Here is a 19114-nt window from a genome sequence, read left to right on the forward strand (position 1 = left end):
GCAGCCTGACATCGATAAAGAGATACAAGACATGACCGATCACACGATGCGCCTCTCCGGCCTGGAGCCGTTCAACGTCACCGACGACTCGCTTTTCATCAATGTCGGCGAGCGCACGAACGTGACCGGCTCGAAGGCGTTCGCGCGCATGATCCTGAACGGCCAGTTCGACGAAGCGCTCGCCGTCGCGCGCCAGCAGGTCGAGAACGGCGCGCAGGTCATCGATATCAACATGGACGAAGCCATGCTCGATTCGAAAGCCGCGATGGTGCGCTTTCTGAATCTCATCGCGTCGGAGCCGGATATCGCGCGCGTGCCGATCATGATCGACTCGTCGAAGTGGGAGGTGATCGAAGCGGGCCTGAAGTGCGTGCAAGGCAAGGCTATTGTCAATTCGATCTCGCTGAAGGAAGGCAAGGAGCAGTTCGTTCACCACGCCAAACTGATTCGCCGATACGGCGCGGCATCGGTCGTGATGGCGTTCGACGAGCAAGGCCAGGCCGACACGTTCGAGCGCAAGACCCAAATCTGCAAGCGTTCGTATGACATTCTCGTGAGCGAAGCCGGCTTCGAGCCGGAAGACATCATCTTCGACCCGAACATCTTCGCGATCGCGACGGGCATCGAGGAGCACAACAACTACGCGGTCGATTTCATCAACGCGACGCGCTGGATCAAGCAGAACCTGCCGCATGCGAAAGTGAGCGGCGGCGTGTCGAACGTGTCGTTCTCGTTTCGCGGCAACGATCCCGTGCGCGAGGCGATTCACACCGTGTTCCTGTATCACGCGATTCAGGCGGGCATGGACATGGGCATCGTGAACGCGGGGCAGTTGGGCGTGTATGCCGATCTCGATCCCGAGTTGCGCGAGAAAGTCGAAGACGTCGTGCTGAACCGTCGAGAAGACGGCACGGATCGTCTGCTCGAAGTCGCCGACAAGTTTAAGACCGGCGCCGCGAAGAAGGAAGAAAACCTCGAATGGCGCAATCAGCCGGTCGAGGCGCGCCTGTCGCATGCGCTCGTGCATGGCATCACGAACTTCATCGTCGAAGATACGGAAGAAGTGCGCGCGAAGATCGACAAGGCCGGCGGCCGTCCGATCAACGTGATCGAAGGCCCGCTGATGGACGGCATGAACGTTGTCGGCGATCTCTTCGGGCAAGGCAAGATGTTCCTGCCGCAAGTCGTGAAATCGGCGCGCGTGATGAAGCAGGCCGTCGCGCATCTGATTCCGTTCATCGAAGAAGAAAAGAAGCGACTCGCCGATGCAGGCGCGGACGTGCGGCCGAAGGGCAAGATCGTCATCGCGACCGTGAAGGGCGATGTGCACGACATCGGCAAGAACATCGTGTCGGTCGTGCTCCAGTGCAACAACTTCGAAGTGGTCAACATGGGCGTGATGGTGCCCTGCGCCACGATTCTTCAGAAGGCGAAGGAAGAAGGCGCGGACATCATCGGGCTTTCGGGGCTCATCACGCCGAGCCTCGAAGAAATGGCTTACGTCGCGTCCGAAATGCAGCGCGACGAATATTTCCGCGGCAAGCAAACGCCGCTGCTCATCGGCGGCGCGACGACTTCGCGCGTGCACACCGCGGTCAAGATCGCGCCGCATTACGAAGGGCCGGTCGTGTACGTGCCGGACGCGTCGCGTTCGGTGTCGGTGGCGTCGAGCCTGTTGTCGGACGAAGGCGCGGCGAAGTATCTCGATGATCTGAAGAACGACTACGACCGCATCCGCACGCAGCACGCGAACCGCAAAGCGCAGCCAATGGTCAAGTACGACGAGGCGCGCGCCAACAAGACGAAGATCGACTGGAGCGCGTACACGCCAAAGAAGCCGAGCTTCATCGGGCGGCGCGTCTTCAAGAACTACGATCTTGCGGAACTGGCGAACTACATCGACTGGGGTCCGTTCTTTCAGACGTGGGATCTCGCCGGTCCGTATCCCGCGATTCTCAATGACGAGATCGTCGGCGAGTCGGCGCGGCGCGTATTCTCCGACGGCAAGTCGATGCTTTCGCGCCTCATTCAGGGCCGCTGGCTGACGGCGAACGGCGTCGTCACGCTCTTGCCCGCGAACACCGTGAACGACGACGACATCGAAATCTACACGGACGAATCGCGCTCGCAAGTCGCAATGACGTGGCGCAACCTGCGCCAGCAGAGCGTGCGTCCGGTCGTCGACGGCGTCATGCGCCCGAACCGCTCGCTCGCCGATTTCATCGCGCCGAAGGATTCGGGCGTGAAGGACTACATCGGCATGTTCGCGGTTACGGCGGGCTTGGGCGTCGATAAAAAGGAACAACAGTTCGAAGCCGATCACGACGATTACAGCGCGATCATGCTCAAGGCACTGGCCGACCGTTTCGCGGAAGCCTTCGCCGAAGCGCTGCATGCGCGCGTGCGCCGCGACCTCTGGGGCTACGCATCGAACGAGACGCTCGACAACGACGCGCTGATCGCCGAGAAATACGTCGGCATTCGTCCGGCGCCGGGTTATCCGGCGTGCCCGGATCACCTCGTGAAGCGCGACATGTTCGGAGTGCTTCAGGCAAACGAGATCGGCATGAGCGTGACCGAATCGCTCGCGATGCTGCCGGCCGCGAGCGTGTCGGGCTTCTATATCGCGCATCCGGACAGCACGTACTTTTCGGTCGGCAAAATCGGCGACGATCAACTCGCGAGCTACGCGCAGCGCATGGACTTGTCAACGGCCGATGCGGAACGCGCGCTTGCGCCGCAGCGCTGAAGTCACGCCAAAACAACATATCGCGCAACTGATAGCGGGAATATGCACGGAACCGGCGGGAAATTTTTGATTTCCGTAGACTTGTCAGCGCGATAAGGCTGTCGTCGCGACCGCCAACGCATTCCTTTCGTCAACGGAGAAAGTCGCATGAAGAAGATGACGTCCGCCGTAACCGTAGCGATCGCCGCGGCTTTGCTCGCCGCGTCGAGTTCCGCCGCGTTTGCGCAGGCGAGCAGCACCGAGGCCTCCTCGTACTCGCCGCCGCAGACCGAGCACAAGAAGAAACCCAAGAAGCCGAAAAAGCCGCACACGCCCGCGAAACCCGCAGGCCCGGAAAGCGGCCAGTCGCAGTAATACGCAGCAACGCAGCAGCGCGACCGAAGCCGTCAAACGTTTCTTCGGACGAAAAAAAACCCGCATCGGCAGCGATGCGGGTTTTTCTTATCGACGCTACGAACGACGCCGATCGATCAGACGCCCCAGAGAATGTCCGTGTTGTGCTTTTGCGCAAGACGCAACATGTCGAGGAACGGATAGGCGCGCTGAGCGAGTCCGATCGGAATCTCGTGCGGCTCGTGGCCCGCTTCGCCTTCGTGGAAATGGCCGTCGTGCTCGGCGCGCTCTTTCTTGTCGGTGACGACGGCCGCTTCGAGTTTCTGGATGGCCGCGGGCAGGTCTTCGTGCGTGATGACGCCTCGCGCCGTGAGCTGCTTGCCGATGATGCCGAGGAGATATTCCGCGAGGTTTTCGAGCATCATGACGTCCGGTGCGGACGGCGTTTTGAATGTGATCAGCATGGCATGGTCCTTTTGTTTATGTGGATCATAAGCGGTTTGCAAACGAAACGCGCAGACGAGCCGGTCTCCCTGACAACATGACGACACCCTGATTCGACATATTAGCACCTGCTAAAATCCCCACTTTATGTGGTAGTCGGCTCCGTTCTCCGTTCGGCCGCCGACACCTCATTCCTGGACCAACGCGTCGCGAAGTCGCCCTTCCGAGTCGGCACGCACGCCGGAACGCGCCCCGTCAGCCCTCGCTCCACTGGATCACATTCAGCATGCTGCCCGCACATAAACACACTCTCGAAACGCTCATCACCGACGCGGTCAAGCAGGTCGCGCAAGCCACGCACGGCGCCAGCGAAGCGGCCTTCGTCACGCCCGCGATCGTCCTCGAACGACCGAAGGTCGCGGCTCACGGCGACGTGGCGTCGAACGTCGCGATGCAGCTCGCCAAGCCGCTGCGCGCGAATCCGCGCCAGCTCGCGCAGCAGATTGTCGATGCGCTGCTCGGCCTGCCGGCCGCGAAGGGTCTCGTCGAGAGCGCCGAAGTGGCGGGTCCCGGCTTCATCAATCTGCGTCTTTCAGCGACGGCGAAGCAAGACGTGATCCCGGCCGTGCTCGCCGACGCCGCCGCGTTCGGCCGTTCGACGCGCGATGCCGGCCGGCACGTGCTTGTCGAGTTCGTGTCGGCGAATCCGACCGGCCCGCTTCACGTCGGCCACGGCCGCCAGGCGGCGCTCGGCGATGCGCTCTCGAATCTGCTCGAAACGCAGGGCTACGACGTGCACCGCGAGTTCTACTACAACGACGCGGGCGTGCAGATCAACAACCTCGCGATCTCGACGCAACTGCGCGCGCGCGGCCTCAAGCCGGGCGACGCCGAATGGCCGGAAGCCGCGTACAACGGCGAGTACATCGCCGATATCGCGCGCGACTACATGGCGGGCGAAACCGTCGCGGCGAAGGACGGCGAGCCGGTGAAGGGCAAAGGCGACGTGGAGAATCTCGAAGCCATTCGTCATTTCGCGGTGGCGTATCTGCGTCACGAGCAGGACATGGATCTGACCGCGTTCGGCGTGAAGTTCGACCAGTTCTATCTGGAGTCGGCGCTGTACAAGGAAGGCCGCGTCGAGAAGACGGTCGCGGCGCTCGTCGATGCGGGCAAGACCTATGAGCAGGACGGCGCGCTGTGGCTGCGCACCACCGACGACGGCGACGACAAAGACCGCGTGATGAAGAAATCCGACGGCACCTACACGTACTTCGTGCCGGACGTCGCGTATCACGTGACCAAGTGGGAGCGCGGCTACACGAAGGTCATCAACATTCAGGGCTCGGACCATCACGGCACGATCGCACGCGTGCGCGCCGGGCTGCAAGGACTCGGCGTCGGCATTCCGAAGGGCTATCCCGACTACGTGCTGCACAAGATGGTGACGGTCATGCGCGACGGCCAGGAAGTGAAAATCTCCAAGCGCGCGGGCAGTTACGTGACGGTGCGCGATCTGATCGAATGGTCGGGCGGCCTCGCGCCGGGCCACGAGACCGCGCCCGATCAGATCGACGAAGACACCATCCGCCGCGGCCGCGACGCCGTGCGCTTCTTCCTCATCTCGCGCAAGGCCGATACCGAATTCGTGTTCGACATCGACCTCGCGCTCAAGCAGAACGACGAGAATCCGGTCTACTACGTGCAATACGCGCACGCGCGCATCTGCACAATTCTCAACGACTGGAAGATGCGCTACGCGGGCGACATCGCAGAAGCGGCCAAGGCCGACCTCTCGCCGCTGTCGAGCGACCGCGCAATGGCGTTGCTCAACAAGCTCGCCGAATTCCCCGAAATGCTTGCGCACGCCGCCGACGAACTCGCGCCGCACGCGGTCGCGTTCTATCTGCGCGATCTCGCTGGCGAATTTCACTCGTTCTACAATGCGGAGCGCGTGCTCGTGGACGACGAAAAGGAACGCACAGCGCGCATCGCGCTGCTCGCCGCGACGCGTCAGGTTCTCGAAAACGGTCTCGCGACCATCGGCGTTTCCGCTCCTCAAAAGATGTGAGCCTCTGCCGCGCACGCCCGGAATTCAGAATTTTCGGCGTGCGCGAACAGATGCCTGGCGCGGGCTTGTCTTGAGCCGCCGCTATAATCGTCGCCCAACCAGAAGACTCTCTCGCAGGTGATTCATACGATGGCACAACCACGCCGCACATCGAAGCAGTCGAAGCAGTCGAAGCAAACGGGCGGAACGTTCATCGGCATCGTGCTGGGCCTGATCGTCGGCCTCGCGATCGCCGTTATCGTCGCGCTGTACATCACGCGTGCGCCTACGCCGTTCGTGGCGAAGGTCGCGCCGCCGCCGTCCGAGGCCAACTCCGCCCCCGCCGCCGCGCAACCGTACGATCCGAATCGTCCGCTGCAAGGCAAGACGCCGGGCCAGGCGGTGCCGCAAGCCGCGCAGCCCACGCCGCCCAACACCGCGCCGGGCCAGACCAACAATCAGACGCAGTCGTCGGGCATGCTCGACGAGCCGCAGATCGTCGAAGTGCCGCCGTCGGGCGCAACGGCGTCCGTGCCCAAGACCGCGAGCACGACGCCTGCGAAGAAGCCGGAACCCACGCCGAACGCGCCCGCGGTGCCAACCCCGCCCGCCGCGACGAGCAACGCGAACGCCACGCCGCCTAAGGCCGGCTCCGCGCCCACGACGGCGAAAACCACGCCGCCCGCGCCGGGCGAGCCGAACACGGGCTACTTCCTGCAGGTCGGCGCGTACAAGACGCAGGCGGATGCCGAACAGCAACGCGCGCGTCTCGGCTTTCAGGGTTTCGAATCGAAGGTCACGCAACGCGATGCGGGCGGCGTGACGTACTATCGCGTGCGCATCGGGCCGTTCGCGAAGTTCGAGGACATGAACACCGCGCGTCAGCGTCTGTCCGACGCGGGCGTCGATACCGCCGTGATCCGTTTCTCGAAGCAATAACGCAGCAAACGTAGTCGACGTGCCTGCGCGCCGCAAGACGGCGGCGCGCAGGCGACGGGCGCCGCGCGTTCAAGCGTGGCGCAAGAGTGGCTTAAGGGTGGTTTAAGCGTCTTATGTCCCACTTACGGACCTGCTTCCTGTTCCCTCGCGTTTCCATTGCGTACCTCTTCAATCATGAAAAAAATCTTTAGCGCGTTGGCTCTCTCCCTTGGCATCGCAGCCGCTTCCATGAGCGTCGCGAATTCGGCGGCGGCCGCGCCTACCGCCGGCAAGGAATACACCGTGCTGCAGGCGCCTCAGCCGATCGCCGCGCCTGCGGGCAAGGTCGAGGTCATCGAGTTCTTCTGGTACGGCTGCCCGCACTGCAACGAATTCGAGCCGTACCTGGAGGCATGGTCGAAGAAGCAAGGGCCGGACGTCGTGTTCAAGCGCGTGCCGGTGGCGTTCCGCGACGACTTCATTCCGCACTCGAAGATGTATCACGCGCTCGACGCGCTCGGCGTGGCGGAAAAGCTCGCGCCGGCCGTGTTCAACGAAATCCACGTGAAGAAGAACTATCTGCTGACGCCGCAGGCGCAGGCTGATTTCCTCAAGACGCAGGGCGTCGACCCGAAGAAGTACATGGACGCGTATAACTCGTTCTCGACGCAAAGCGCCGTGCAGCGCGACGCCAAGCTCATGCAGGATTACAAGATCGACGGCGTGCCGACGGTCGTCGTGCAGGGCAAGTACGAAACCGGCCCGGCAATGACCAATAGCCTGCCGGGCACGACGCAGGTCATGGACTTCCTCGTCCAGCAAGTCCGCGACAAGAAGCTCTGAAACCCGCTCGCGCCGGTATGGATGCAGTTCGCCTGAAGGTCTTCATCACTGGCGCGTCGAGCGGCATCGGCCTTGCGCTGGCCGAGGAATACGCGAAGCGCGGGGCCGTGCTCGGCCTCGTCGCCCGCCGCGCCGATTCTCTCGCCGCATTCGCGGCCCGTCATCCGCAAAACGCGATCTCCATTTATCCCGCCGACGTGCGCGACGCCGATGCGCTCGCCGATGCCGCGCGTCGCTTCATCGCGGAGCACGGCGCGGCGGATATCGTCATCGCGAACGCGGGCATGAGTCGCGGCGCGCTGACGGGCCACGGCGATCTCGACACCTTCCGCGCCGTGATGGACGTGAACTACTTCGGCATGGTCGCGACGTTCGAGCCGTTCGTCGCCTCGATGACGGCCGCGCGGCGCGGCACGCTAGTGGGCATTGCGAGCGTCGCGGGCGTGCGCGGGCTGCCGGGCGGCGGCGCGTACAGCGCGTCGAAATCGGCGGTGGCGAAGTATCTGGAAGCATTGCGCGTCGAGATGCGGCCGCTCGGCGTGGCCGTCGTCACGATCGCGCCGGGCTACGTGCGCTCGGAAATGACCGCGCACAATCCATATCGCATGCCCTTTCTCATGGACGCCGACCGCTTCGCCGCGAAAGCCGCCGGTGCGATCGAACGCAAGGTGCGCTACGCGACGTTTCCGTGGCAGATGCGCATCGCGGGCATGCTGATGCACGCGCTCCCGCGCTGGTTCTACGACGCGCTCGCCGAGCGCGCGCCGCGCAAGCCACGCGCGGACGGGTGAAAAAAACCGGCTGCGCGAAAACGCAGCCGGTTTTTTCATTGGACGGACCGCCTGACCGGAACCGCTCTCCGGTCAGGCCATCGGCACGTCAGAACGCCACGTAGGCCGGGTTGTTCGGCAACTCGTATCCGACGTAAACATGTCGGCCGAAGAAGAACGGCAGGCCGAAGTCGAAGTAGCTGGCCATCCCCAACTGACCACCGAGACTGTTGAAGGCAAACTTGTTCTTGCCTTGAGTCAGCGTGCTCGCGTTGGCGAGCAGGAACGGCACGACCGCGCTGTTGCCTTCGGTGCCCTTGATCGTCGTCGACAGCGACTGCGACGAGGTCGGGCAATAGAACGCCGTCGAACCCGAGCACAGCGGAAAGCTGTCCTGGAAGAAGTTGCCGTTCGATCCTGTGTCGAAGAAGGTCGTGTAGGACTTGCCCTTGTACGTGCCGTTCAGGTCGCCGTAGGGGTCCGTGCCGTACTTCGTCACATTAGCGACCGCGTTGTTGCTCTGCGTGCCGATGCCGAATATCAGCACGCCGGTCGCGCTGGCCGAGCCGCTATCGGAAACCGGCGGCAACTGCACGATCACGCCGTTGTTGTCGACCGGGAACTTCGCGACCGGATTCGTCACCTGCTGGGCGAGCGGCACCGCGACGCCCGTGCAATTCGCGCCGTTGGTGCACGAGAAGTACATCGCGTTGAGCGGCGTGCTCACGCATCCGTTGCCGCAGTCGTAGGTCTGCGTGCCGATGCCGAGAATGCCGTTCGCGCCGATGTCCGCGATCGAGTTTTCGTCGCTGCCGGATGGACACCCGTTATCGCCGGTCGGCGCCGCCGACGCGTCGAGATCGCCGATGATCTGAAGCGGCACGCCCGACGCCACTTCCGTGCCGATCTTCACGTCGGCCGTGCGCACGGTGCCCCACGTGTAGCCGTCGGCGAAGCCGGCGCATTCGGCGAGCTGCCCGCCGTTGGACGCGCGCGCGTTCGGCAGGCTGCCGAGCACGTTCTGCGCCGCCGATCCGAGAATGCGCAGGCCGAAGGACGCCGTATCGACCTGAATGTTGTCGATGGTCTGACACACCGACGAACCCGGCGCGCACACCGTTACCGAGACGTTCGGAATGTTGACGAAGCCCGCGACGCCGGAATTGACGTTGATCGGCACCGCGTTCGTGCCGTTGGGCGAACCAGGCTGCGCGTTCGCGCTGCTGGTGCTCGAACTGCCGCCCGAGCCGCCGCCAGAGCCGCCCGACGAACCGCCGTTGCTGGAGCTGGAGCTGGAGTCATCGCCGCCGCCGCCGCAGGCCGCGAGCATGACGGAGAGGCAAACAACGCCGAGCCAGCGGGCGAAGCCGCCGCGTCGGGAGGAAGAGAGTGCGGGATGGCTGAGTGTCGTTCCATGCATACTGAGTCTCCCGTCGCTTACTGGATGTCGCTGGCGGACACGCCGGCAGGCAACGATTGCGGCAAATACGCGCTGCCCGCGAACGAGCCCATGTGACCGCCCGAATCGACGACGAGCCCCGAGCCTTGCACGCTCACCGGCCCGCGTCCGCCGCGCGCGGCGCGCTGCGCCTTCAGGCCTTGCTGATATTGCGGGAAATAGCTGCCGAGCAGGCTGGCGAGATCCGGCACGCGCGGCCCGTGCCACGCGATGCCGAACACGACACCTTCCGTGGACAAATATTCGTTGATGACCGTTCCGCTCGCGAGCGTGGTCGAGCGAACGGTGTAGTTCGCGGCCGACGTCGTCGTTGCGCTCGACGCGCCGCTTGCGACGGCCGCACGCGCGACGGCCTTCGCGGACGTCGCCGTGGCGCCTTTCGGCGCGCTCATCGGCTCGCCGCCGAGCACTGCGTAGGCGGGCGCCGCCACGCTCACGCACAGCGCGCCGGCGACGAATGCCAACGCGCTTACAAGATGCCCATGACGGGATTGCTTCGGTGCCTTCACTGGGCCTCCTATCGGTTATCCGCCGGCCGTGCGACTGCGCTCATGGCCGGAGCTCGACGATTGAGTGACAGATGCGCCACCGCATTTCGCCCCTATTTTGTCCTAGTGCGAACACCGTCAGTATGCCAGCCGCAAGGAATAGTCCTAGTGTTCGCAAGCGCACACAATAAAAAACGCGAAGCACATTGGTATGCGCTTCGCGTGTCTGTACAACGCTGAGTATGTCGAAGTAACGGACGTTTACAAAGGCTCAGAAGCCCAGGCTTGCCAGCAAATCGTCCACTTGCGTTTGATCCTGCACGACGTCGCTGCGTCCTTCCGGATTGATCTGCGGCCCGTTGAGCAGGCCTTCCGGACTGCCGGTCGACGCCGCCGACGACATCAACGCCGCCGCCGATGCCGCGAACTGCTCACGCCGCTCCGGCGCGATGTTCTCAAGCAATACGCCCAGCAATTGCTGCTCGATCAGATACACGACGTCCGTAATCTTCTTGATCACCTGGCCGGTCAGATCCTGAAAATCCTGCGCAAGCATGATTTCCAGCAGTTGCGCGTTGGTCGCCTGCGTCCGTTCGGGCACGCTTTGCAGGAACGTGCGCGTATGCGCGAGCAGCTCGCCCGCCTCGGCCTGCGCGAGCGGCGCGCCGTACCATTTCGCCCAGCGCGCGTCGAGCGCTTGCGCCTCGAACTGCATCGACTCCTGTACCGGCTTGGCAAGTTCGATCGCGTTGAGCGCGCGCTCGGCGGCCTGCTCGGTCATCGTCGCGACATATTTCAACCGGTCGCGCGCGTCGGGCACGGCAAGCGCCGCGGCTTCGACCTGCTTGTCGAGGCCGAGCTCGCGCATCGAGTCGCGCAGCGTGCGGGTCAGTTGCCCGATGCGCGCGAGAATGCGGTCGCTCGACGGATCGCCTTCCGCATCGACGACGGCTGCGACCGCGGCCGCGAATTCAGTGGTCAGATCGTTCACGATCAGCTCCCCGCTTTGGCCATCTTTTCGAGAATCTTGGTGAGCTTCTCGTCGAGTGTGGCGGCCGTGAAGGGCTTGACCACGTAACCGCTCGCGCCCGCTTGCGCCGCCGCGATGATGTTTTCCTTCTTCGATTCCGCCGTCACCATCAGCACCGGCAGATGCGCGAGCATCGCGTCCGCGCGGATCTGCTGCAGCATCGACAGGCCGTCGAGGTTCGGCATGTTCCAGTCGGTGATCACGAAGTCGAAGCCGCCGCCGCGCAGACGCGCGAGGCCCGCCGCGCCGTCTTCGGCTTCGTCGACGTTGCCGTAGCCCAGTTCCTTGAGCAGGTTACGCACGATACGGCGCATCGTCGGAAAATCGTCGACGACGAGGATCTTCATGTTCTTGTCCATCACTACTCCCTTGTGTTCTCAATGCGGCGGCGCCGCTCAATCCAGAAAGTTCAGACGCGCTGTACGCGTTCGCCCATCGAGGCAAGCCGCGCCATGACGCGCCGGCTCATTTCAGAGAGCGGCGCGATTTCGCTCGCGCCGCCCATTGCAATCGCTTCGCGCGGCATGCCGAACACCACGCAACTCGCTTCGTCCTGCGCGAGCGTGTACGCGCCCGCCTGCTGCATGTCGAGAAGCCCGGCGGCGCCGTCGCGGCCCATGCCGGTCAGGATCACGCCGATCGCGTTCTTGCCCGCGTGCTGCGCCGCCGAGCGGAACAGCACGTCGACCGAAGGCCGATGCCGGTTCACCGGCGGCGCGTCCGACAGATGCGCGACATAGTTCGCGCCGCTTCTCGCGAGCACCAGATGCGCGTGGCCCGGCGCGATATACGCGTGGCCCGGCAGCACGCGCTCGCCGTGCTCGGCTTCCTTCACGGTAATGCGGCACAGCCCGTTCAGGCGCTGCGCGAACGACTTCGTGAAGCCCGGCGGCATGTGCTGCGCGATGAGCACGGCGGGCGCATCGGGCGGCAGCGGCACCAGCACTTCGCGGATCGCTTCCGTTCCGCCCGTCGATGCGCCGACGATCACGAGCTTTTCCGTCGACACGAGCGGGTTGTTGAAATGCGGCGCGAGCTTGTGCGTCGCCGAGTTCGCCGGCGCGCTCGCCACGTGCGTGGTTTGCTTCACCCGCGCGCGCGACGCCGCGCGCACCTTGTCGGCGAGCTTTTCGGCGTAGTCGAGCATGCCGTCGCGAATGCCGACCTTCGGCTTCGTGACGAAATCGACCGCGCCGAGTTCCAGCGCGCGCAGCGTGATTTCGTTGCCGCGCTCGGTCAGCGACGACACCATCACGACCGGCATCGGCCGCAGGCGCATCAGCTTTTCCAGGAAGTCGAGGCCGTCCATGCGCGGCATTTCGACGTCGAGCGTGAGCACGTCCGGGTTGTGCAGCTTGATCAGTTCGCGCGCGACGAGCGGATCGGGCGCGGTCGCGCACACGTGCATGTCGGGCTGCGAGTTGATGATCTCGGTCATCAGGCTGCGCACGAGCGCCGAGTCGTCGACGCACAGCACCTTGATCTTGTTCGTGTTCATCGCGTGGGCGAGTGTCATGCTTCCTCCACCGCTTTGACGCCGCGCGCATTACGCGCGGTGTTGCCGAATAGTTCGACGCGCGGCCTCGCGGCCAACTTCGCGGATGCCGTGAACAGTTCCGCGCGCGGCTTCGCGCCCGCCGCATTCGGCTGAAACAGCTCGACGCGCGCACGCGCCTTCGCGAGCCGCTCCGCGCGCTCTTCCGGCGTGCGCTGCATGAGCGCCTGCTCGCGTTCGACGACGACCGTATCCTGCTGCGTCTTCAGCTTCTTGACCATCACCTGACCCGAGCGCGGCATGAACGCGACCTTGCGCGGATGCGCGCCCTGCAAATCCTCGGCGACGATGCGAATCTTCTCCAGCGCGAGATAGCGCCGCACGAACTCCGAATTGCGATCGCCGATGTTGATGGTCGTCATGCCCGCGAGCACCGCGCCGCCGCCGAACACCTTCGCCTCGAAACGCTCGCGCCTTCCGCCGCGCTTGATGAGCTCGTTGATGAGCACTTCCATCGCGTATGCGCCGTAACGCATCGAATCGGACGCTGCATGCGATGCGTCGGAACCGTCGTCGGGCAACATGAAGTGATTCATTCCGCCGATACCCGCCGTGCGATCGTGGATGCACGCCGCCACGCACGAGCCGAGCACGGTGACGAGCACCATGTCTTCGCTCGTCATGTAGAACTCGTTCGGCAGGAGCTTCACGCCCGGCTTCTTGAAGTGATTGTCGAAATAGAGATTCGACGCCATCGGAAGGCCGCTCATGCCGTCTCTCCCGCAAGCGCGCGCGTCTTCGACGTGGCCGCCGGCTTCGCGTCGCGGCTCAGTTCGTACACGGTCTGGCCGCGCAGCCGGAACGCCTGCGACACATACGTGAAGTTTTCCGAATGACCCGCGAAGAGCAACGCGCCCGGCTTCATCAGCGGCTCGAAGCGCGAGAGCACTTGCCCTTGCGTCGGCTTGTCGAAGTAGATCATCACGTTGCGGCAGAAGATCGCGTCGAACGAGCCTTTCAGGTCGTAGCGCGCGTCGGTCAGGTTCACGCGGCCGAAATTCACCATCGCGCGCAGTTCGGGGCGCACCTTCACGAGTCCCGCGTGCGAGCCCGTGCCCTTCAGAAAGAAGCGCTTGAGACGCTCGACCGGCAACGCCTTCACCTGATCGAGCGAATACACGCCCGCTTCGGCCTTCGCGAGCACCTGACTGTCGATGTCGCTCGCGTACACCGTGCACTGGCGCGCCGCGTGCTCGCCCAACGCTTCGACGAGCGTCATCGCGATGGAATACGGTTCCTCGCCCGTCGACGCCGCCGAGCACCACACCGAGAACGGCTGCGGCCGGCGCTTCACGAAGTCCGCGAGAATCGGAAAGTGATGCGACTCGCGGAAGAACGCCGTGAGGTTCGTGGTCAGCGCGTTGACGAACGCTTCCCACTCGCCGTTGTCCTCGTTGGTTTCGAGGCGATCGAGATACTGCTTGAACGTATCCATGCCGCACGCGCGCAGACGGCGCGCGAGGCGGCTGTACGCCATGTCGCGTTTATGGTCCGACAGCGAGATGCCCGCGCGGCGATGAATCAGCTCGCGAATGCGGGCGAAATCCGCCGGGGTGAATTCGAAATCGCGCTCGACTTCCGGGCCGCGCACGTTGGCGGGCAAGTCGGCGCGCGCGTTGCGCGTTGCCATCATGATGTTTCGTGCTTCCTCGACGTCGTCTTTGACGCCCGATGTGGCGTGTTCGTCGCGCTCGACCATGCGGACTCGCGTCTGCCGTGCGCTTCGATGAAACGCCGGTTATCGATCGTGATGCGCGATGCCTGCATGGCCGTAATCGTTTCCGGATCGGGTTAGAAGGTTTCCCAGTCGCCGTCGTCGGCGGTCGTCGCCTTGACGCGCGGCGCGGGAGCGGACTTGACCGACGGCTTGCTCGCGGCCTTCGTCGCTTCCTTCGCTGGTTCCTTCGCTGTTTCCTTATTAACGGCCGCTTCCGGCGCAACTTTTGGCGTCTCGACAGACTTCGCTTTCGATGCGATCGCGGGCGTCCTGGGCTCGACACGCGCCGCCGGCGCAAGACGCGCCACCGCCGTCGATGCGCTCGTGCGCACCGGCGCTGCCGCGCTTTCCAGACGCCATTGCGCCACCACGCCCTTCAACTGACGCGTCTGCTCTTCGAGCGATGCGGCGGCCGCCGCCGCCTCTTCGACGAGCGCGGCGTTCTGCTGCGTCACGCTGTCCATCTGCGTGACCGCGCGGTTGACCTGCTCGATGCCGTCCGACTGCTCCTCCGACGCCGCGCTGATCTCGCCCATGATGTCGGTCACGCGGCGCACCGCCTGCACGATCTCGCCCATCGTCTGGCCGGCGCGCGCGACGAGTTCCGTGCCGCTGTCGACCTTCGCGGCCGAATCGCCGATGAGCGCCTTGATTTCCTTCGCCGCCGCCGCGCTGCGCTGCGCGAGCGAGCGCACTTCGCCCGCGACCACCGCGAAGCCGCGGCCTTCCTCGCCCGCGCGCGCCGCTTCGACGGCCGCGTTCAACGCGAGAATGTTGGTCTGGAACGCGATGCCCTCGATCACGCCGATGATGTCGACGACCTTGTTCGAACTCGACGAGATCGCATGCATCGTCTCGACGACCTGCTCGACGACTTCGCCGCCGCGCGAAGCGATATCCGACGCGTTCACCGCGAGCTGGCTCGCCTGGCGCGCGTTGTCGGCGTTCTGCTTCACCGTGCTCGTCAGCTCTTCCATGCTCGACGCCGTCTCCTGCAGCGACGCCGCCTGCTCTTCCGTGCGCTGCGACAGATCCGTGTTGCCGCTCGCGATTTCATGCGCGCCGACGTCGATCGATTCCGCGCCGCGATGCACCGCGCCGACCATCGTCGTCAGATTGCCGCGCATGCGTTCGATGCCCGCGAAAAGGCGCCCGATTTCGTTGCCGCTGTCGCTGTGCGCGCTCTGCGTGAGATCCCCGCGCGAGATGCGCTCGAAGTGATCGACCGCATCGTTGATCGGCTTCACGATCAGGCTGGAGAGCGCCATGCGCGTGCCGATCAGCATCAGCAAAGCGAGCACGAGCACCGCGCCGATCGTCATGTTGAGCGCCGCGATATGCGACGACGTGCCGGCGCGCGAACTCTCGGCGTGCGCCTGATGCGCCGCGACGGCAGTCGTCACGGCCTGATCGAACGCGACGAACATGGGACTGATCTTCGTGTCCGCGATCGCGTGATACGCGGCCATGTCGTTCGCGCGGATCGCCGCGAACTCCGGCTCCACGCCGGTCTTCACAAGCGCGTCGCGTTGAGTAACGAGCGCGTCGAGCGTTTCCTTCGGCAGCATCGGCTTCGGCGTATCGAGATAGAGCTTCCAGTTCTCGTTGCTCTTGTCGAGCAGATACTGGCCGCGATCGATCGCCTTCTTCGCTTCGTCCGTGCTGCCCGCTTCGGTGAGCGAGCGCACGCGGTCGAGCGTCACGCGCGAGCGCAGCAGATACGACGACGTTTCCGAAAGCGCGCGCATCGAGACCATGTCTTCCTGCGCGAGCGAGGCGAGCGACGCGCCGGCGGAGTTGAGCCCGGCGAGCGCAAGCGCACCGATCAGCGCCGCGCATCCAACGAACAACAGGCCGACGAGCGTGAGCGTCGTGCGGATCGACAACTTCTTCAGCATGGCTTCTTTCTCACTTCGCTCGTTATGCACCGACGGAGTCGATCAACTCCATTTCGCGGCTCGTCATGAGCTTTTCGATGTCCATCAAAATCAGCATGCGGCCATCGACCGTGCCGAGTCCCGTCAGATATTCCGTTGCGAGCGTGCCGCCGAATTCCGGCGCGGGCATCACTTGCTCCTGCGTCAGCGTGAGCACGTCCGACACGCCGTCCACCACCATGCCGACCACGCGATGCGCGACATTCAGGATGATCACGACCGTCTGGTTGTCGTACTCGACGCGGCCCAGATTGAACTTGATGCGCATGTCGACGATCGGCACGATGATGCCGCGCAGATTGATCACGCCCTTGATGAACCCGGGCGCGTTCGCGATACGTGTAACGTTGTCGTAGCCGCGAATCTCCTGCACCTTGAGGATGTCGATGCCGTATTCCTCGGCGCCGAGCGTGAACACGAGGAATTCCTGTCCCGCGGCTTCGGCGCTTTGCGTATCACGTCGCGAAGGCGCGGCGGTTAGGATCGATTGAATGTCTGCCATGAAAGACTCCTTCGGTATTAGTGAGCGTGCGCGCCGTGCTGTGCGCGCGATTCGCGGTTGAGCGCGGCCACGTCGACGATCAGCGCGACGCGGCCGTCGCCCAGAATGGTCGCCGCGGAAATGCCGTGCACCTTGCGGTAATTCGTTTCGAGGTTCTTGACGACCACTTGCTGCTGGCCGACGAGTTCGTCGATCAGCATCGCGAAGCGGCGTCCTTCCGTCTGCATGATCGTGACGATGCCCTGCGTCGGCTCGGTGCGCGCGCCTTCGACCTCGAACACGCGATGCAGCGCGACGAGCGGCAGATATTCGCCGCGCACGCGCACGACGCGCTCGCCGTTCGCGACCGTGTAGATGTCTTCGGCCACCGGCTGCAGCGACTCCATCACAAAGTTGAGCGGCAGAATGAAGATCTCGTTGCCGACCTTCACCGACATGCCGTCGAGAATCGCGAGCGTGAGTGGCAGCACGATCTTCGTCGTCGTGCCCGCGCCCTGACGCGACATGATTTCGACGTGGCCGCCCATCGACTGGATGTTGCGCTTCACCACGTCCATGCCGACGCCGCGCCCGGAAATGTCCGTCACTTGTTCGGCGGTCGAGAAGCCCGGCATGAAGATGAGTTGCCAGACTTCTTCATCGCTCATCGAGTCGGAAACCTGCATGCCCTGCTTCTGCGCCTTCGCGAGAATCTTGTCGCGGCGCAGGCCCGCGCCGTCGTCGCTCACTTCGATCACGATGTTGCCGCCGTGATGCGCCGCCGACAGCACCAACTGGCCGGTCGTCGATTTGCCCGCCGCGCGACGCGCTTCCACGGTCTCGATGCCGTGATCGAGCGAGTTGCGCACGAGGTGCGTGAGCGGATCGATGATGCGCTCGATCAGGCTCTTGTCCAGCTCGGTCGCCTGACCGAACGTGACGAGTTCCACTTCCTTGCCGAGCTTTCCGGCGATGTCGCGCACGAGGCGCGGGAAGCGGCTGAATACGTAATCCATCGGCATCATGCGGATGGACATGACGGCCTCTTGCAGGTCGCGCGCGTTGCGCTCCAGCTGCGCCATGCCGTTGAAAAGACGGTCGTGCAATGCGGGATCGAAAGTGCTCGTCGTTTCTGCGAGCATCGCCTGCGTGATGACGAGTTCGCCCACCAGATTGATAAGCTGATCGACCTTCTCCACGCCGACGCGAATCGAACTGCCTTCCGCCGATGCCGCGGCCTGCGGGCGTGCTTTCTTGTCGCCGTCGCTCGCGGCGGCTTTGGACGGCTGGGCGGCGGAAGGGTCTTTCGAACCCGCCGCCGCCGCCGTTTCTTCTTTTGCTGCTTCCTTGCCGACAGCGGATGCGGGCGCGGCGTGCGCCTGCGATTGCTTCGGTTCCTCGTATAGCGTGGGTTGCGCAACCTGCGTGGCCGGCGCGTCCGGGCGCGCCGGCTGTGCTTCTGCGGATTGCGCCGCTGCATCGCCGCGGCCGATCGTGATCTGCTTTTCATCGATCACGAAGCAGCACACAGCGACGATATCGTCGGCCGGGACGTCCGAGTCGAGCCATACCACGTGCTCGGCGTCTCCTTTCTTTTCTCCGACGATGCTTCCCAGGTTCCCCAGCTCCTCGATCAGAGTCGCCAGGTCCTTCTCGCCCACCTCCCGTAGCGTAATTTTCAGGTGGGGTCCAACTTCCGCCATCGCCGCGCCGGTGTGTCCCGGCGTCGCGGCGGCAGCGGTTCCTGCATGCGTGTTTTCATCGGTGAGTTCGAACGCGCCGTCCCAGTCGCCGTCGTCCTCGATCGCGTCCATCGCTTGCGCGAGAACATGCGCGGGCGGCGCATTCGGGCCTTCGTAGGCGGGCGCGACACTCGCGCTCGCCGCGCCGATGGCGTCGCCCGGCAGCGCGGGCGGCTCGATCTGGCTCGACGGCCCGCCTTCGGCTTGCTCGTTTTTCAGACGTTCGAGCTTCGCGCAGATCGCGGCGGCGGCGGCGGCATCCGGCTCGGCGCTCGCGCGATAAGCGGCGAGCTGATCCGAGAGCACGTCCTTCGTCGCGAGGAAGGTATCGATCATGTCGGGGCGCAAGACGAGCTCGTTGTTGCGCGCGCGGTCCAGCAGCGATTCGAGAATGTGCGTCGTCTCGGTGAGCGCGGTGAAGCCGAACGTCGCCGCGCCGCCCTTGATCGAGTGCGCCGCGCGGAAGATCGCCGCGAGGTCTTCCGGGTCCGGATTCGCGATGTCCAGAACGAGCAGCAGTTGCTCCATCTGCGCGAGCAGTTCGTCTGCTTCGTCGAAGAAGGTCTGGTAGAACTGGGTAATGTCGAGTGTCATGCTT

Annotated in this window: 17 protein-coding genes; 6 read left to right on the forward strand and 11 right to left on the reverse strand. The window is 64.2% G+C overall.

Annotated elements, in window-relative coordinates; all coding sequences use genetic code 11:
* Positions 1–10 precede the first annotated feature (10 nt).
* Both metH and AWB82_RS04935 read left to right on the forward strand, forming a co-directional pair.
* Positions 11–2749, forward strand: a complete 2739-nt coding sequence (metH, locus tag AWB82_RS04930; protein WP_268811018.1) for a methionine synthase — start codon at positions 11–13, stop codon at positions 2747–2749.
* Positions 2750–2896: 147 nt separating this feature from the next.
* Positions 2897–3103: a hypothetical protein gene (locus AWB82_RS04935; protein ID WP_086966040.1), complete on the forward strand. Its 207-nt coding sequence runs from the start codon at positions 2897–2899 to the stop codon at positions 3101–3103.
* Between the two features lie 116 nt (positions 3104–3219).
* Here AWB82_RS04935 and AWB82_RS04940 read toward each other — a convergent pair whose 3' ends face one another.
* Positions 3220–3546, reverse strand: a complete 327-nt coding sequence (locus AWB82_RS04940) for a DUF1840 domain-containing protein (protein ID WP_086966041.1) — start codon at positions 3544–3546, stop codon at positions 3220–3222.
* Positions 3547–3812: 266 nt separating this feature from the next.
* Between AWB82_RS04940 and argS the strand changes: the two genes are divergently transcribed.
* The 4 genes from argS (at position 3813) to AWB82_RS04960 (ending at position 8128) form a co-directional block, all read left to right on the forward strand.
* On the forward strand, positions 3813–5597 hold the full coding sequence (gene argS, locus AWB82_RS04945) for an arginine--tRNA ligase (RefSeq protein WP_086966042.1): 1785 nt from the start codon (positions 3813–3815) through the stop codon (positions 5595–5597).
* 129 nt (positions 5598–5726) lie between these two features.
* Positions 5727–6515 (forward strand): SPOR domain-containing protein, encoded by a 789-nt coding sequence (locus AWB82_RS04950; RefSeq protein WP_086966043.1) that lies wholly within the window; start codon positions 5727–5729, stop codon positions 6513–6515.
* 174 nt (positions 6516–6689) lie between these two features.
* A complete protein-coding gene (locus AWB82_RS04955) occupies positions 6690–7337 on the forward strand; it encodes a thiol:disulfide interchange protein DsbA/DsbL (RefSeq protein WP_086966044.1) in 648 nt (215 codons plus the stop codon).
* Positions 7338–7354: 17 nt separating this feature from the next.
* Positions 7355–8128, forward strand: coding sequence for an SDR family oxidoreductase (locus AWB82_RS04960; RefSeq protein ID WP_086966045.1), 774 nt, complete (start codon positions 7355–7357; stop codon positions 8126–8128).
* 88 nt (positions 8129–8216) lie between these two features.
* On the opposite strand, the gene AWB82_RS04965 is transcribed toward AWB82_RS04960, so the two are convergent.
* The 10 genes from AWB82_RS04965 to cheA all read right to left on the reverse strand — a co-directional run bounded on the left by AWB82_RS04965 (position 8217) and on the right by cheA (position 19110).
* Positions 8217–9527 (reverse strand): DUF3443 domain-containing protein, encoded by a 1311-nt coding sequence (locus tag AWB82_RS04965; protein ID WP_086966046.1) that lies wholly within the window; start codon positions 9525–9527, stop codon positions 8217–8219.
* A gap of 17 nt (positions 9528–9544) precedes the next feature.
* On the reverse strand, positions 9545–10075 hold the full coding sequence (locus AWB82_RS04970) for a DUF2844 domain-containing protein (RefSeq protein WP_086966047.1): 531 nt from the start codon (positions 10073–10075) through the stop codon (positions 9545–9547).
* A gap of 250 nt (positions 10076–10325) precedes the next feature.
* On the reverse strand, positions 10326–11045 hold the full coding sequence (gene cheZ / locus AWB82_RS04975) for a protein phosphatase CheZ (protein WP_200818045.1): 720 nt from the start codon (positions 11043–11045) through the stop codon (positions 10326–10328).
* Between the two features lie 2 nt (positions 11046–11047).
* Entirely contained in the window at positions 11048–11443 is a 396-nt protein-coding gene (cheY, locus tag AWB82_RS04980) for a chemotaxis response regulator CheY (RefSeq protein WP_086966048.1), read from the reverse strand.
* Between the two features lie 50 nt (positions 11444–11493).
* Positions 11494–12582 carry a protein-glutamate methylesterase/protein-glutamine glutaminase gene (locus AWB82_RS04985; protein ID WP_086966161.1) on the reverse strand — a complete coding sequence of 363 codons (1089 nt, stop codon included), beginning with the start codon at positions 12580–12582 and terminating at the stop codon, positions 11494–11496.
* Positions 12583–12596: 14 nt separating this feature from the next.
* On the reverse strand, positions 12597–13349 hold the full coding sequence (gene cheD / locus AWB82_RS04990) for a chemoreceptor glutamine deamidase CheD (protein WP_086966049.1): 753 nt from the start codon (positions 13347–13349) through the stop codon (positions 12597–12599).
* Positions 13346–14272 (reverse strand): CheR family methyltransferase, encoded by a 927-nt coding sequence (locus AWB82_RS04995; protein ID WP_096031417.1) that lies wholly within the window; start codon positions 14270–14272, stop codon positions 13346–13348. Before AWB82_RS04995 ends, cheD begins: the two co-directional genes overlap by 4 nt.
* A gap of 158 nt (positions 14273–14430) precedes the next feature.
* Complete coding sequence (locus AWB82_RS05000; protein ID WP_086966050.1) at positions 14431–16254, reverse strand: methyl-accepting chemotaxis protein; 1824 nt, start codon at positions 16252–16254, stop codon at positions 14431–14433.
* Positions 16255–16276: 22 nt separating this feature from the next.
* Complete coding sequence (gene cheW / locus AWB82_RS05005) at positions 16277–16795, reverse strand: chemotaxis protein CheW (protein WP_086966051.1); 519 nt, start codon at positions 16793–16795, stop codon at positions 16277–16279.
* Between the two features lie 17 nt (positions 16796–16812).
* The gene (gene cheA / locus AWB82_RS05010; protein ID WP_086966052.1) at positions 16813–19110 is read right to left on the reverse strand and encodes a chemotaxis protein CheA; all 2298 of its coding nucleotides are present in this window, start codon (positions 19108–19110) and stop codon (positions 16813–16815) included.
* Positions 19111–19114 lie beyond the last annotated feature (4 nt).

The sequence above is a fragment of the Caballeronia glebae genome (genome assembly GCF_001545035.1).
Classification (GTDB): domain Bacteria; phylum Pseudomonadota; class Gammaproteobacteria; order Burkholderiales; family Burkholderiaceae; genus Caballeronia; species Caballeronia glebae.

Bases quoted from the DNA above. Each gene is read 5' to 3' on its own strand.
- AWB82_RS04955 (WP_086966044.1), top strand. From the start codon at position 6,690: ATGAAAAAAATCTTTAGCGCGTTGGCTCTCTCCCTTGGCATCGCAGCC.
- AWB82_RS04940 (WP_086966041.1), bottom strand. From the start codon at position 3,546: ATGCTGATCACATTCAAAACGCCGTCCGCACCGGACGTCATGATGCTC.
- AWB82_RS04960 (WP_086966045.1), top strand. From the start codon at position 7,355: ATGGATGCAGTTCGCCTGAAGGTCTTCATCACTGGCGCGTCGAGCGGC.
- AWB82_RS04935 (WP_086966040.1), top strand. From the start codon at position 2,897: ATGAAGAAGATGACGTCCGCCGTAACCGTAGCGATCGCCGCGGCTTTG.
- AWB82_RS04950 (WP_086966043.1), top strand. From the start codon at position 5,727: ATGGCACAACCACGCCGCACATCGAAGCAGTCGAAGCAGTCGAAGCAA.
- AWB82_RS04965 (WP_086966046.1), bottom strand. From the start codon at position 9,527: ATGCATGGAACGACACTCAGCCATCCCGCACTCTCTTCCTCCCGACGC.
- cheW (WP_086966051.1), bottom strand. From the start codon at position 16,795: ATGGCAGACATTCAATCGATCCTAACCGCCGCGCCTTCGCGACGTGAT.
- argS (WP_086966042.1), top strand. From the start codon at position 3,813: ATGCTGCCCGCACATAAACACACTCTCGAAACGCTCATCACCGACGCG.
- AWB82_RS05000 (WP_086966050.1), bottom strand. From the start codon at position 16,254: ATGCTGAAGAAGTTGTCGATCCGCACGACGCTCACGCTCGTCGGCCTG.
- AWB82_RS04995 (WP_096031417.1), bottom strand. From the start codon at position 14,272: ATGATGGCAACGCGCAACGCGCGCGCCGACTTGCCCGCCAACGTGCGC.
- AWB82_RS04985 (WP_086966161.1), bottom strand. From the start codon at position 12,582: ATGAACACGAACAAGATCAAGGTGCTGTGCGTCGACGACTCGGCGCTC.
- cheD (WP_086966049.1), bottom strand. From the start codon at position 13,349: ATGAGCGGCCTTCCGATGGCGTCGAATCTCTATTTCGACAATCACTTC.
- cheY (WP_086966048.1), bottom strand. From the start codon at position 11,443: ATGGACAAGAACATGAAGATCCTCGTCGTCGACGATTTTCCGACGATG.
- cheA (WP_086966052.1), bottom strand. From the start codon at position 19,110: ATGACACTCGACATTACCCAGTTCTACCAGACCTTCTTCGACGAAGCA.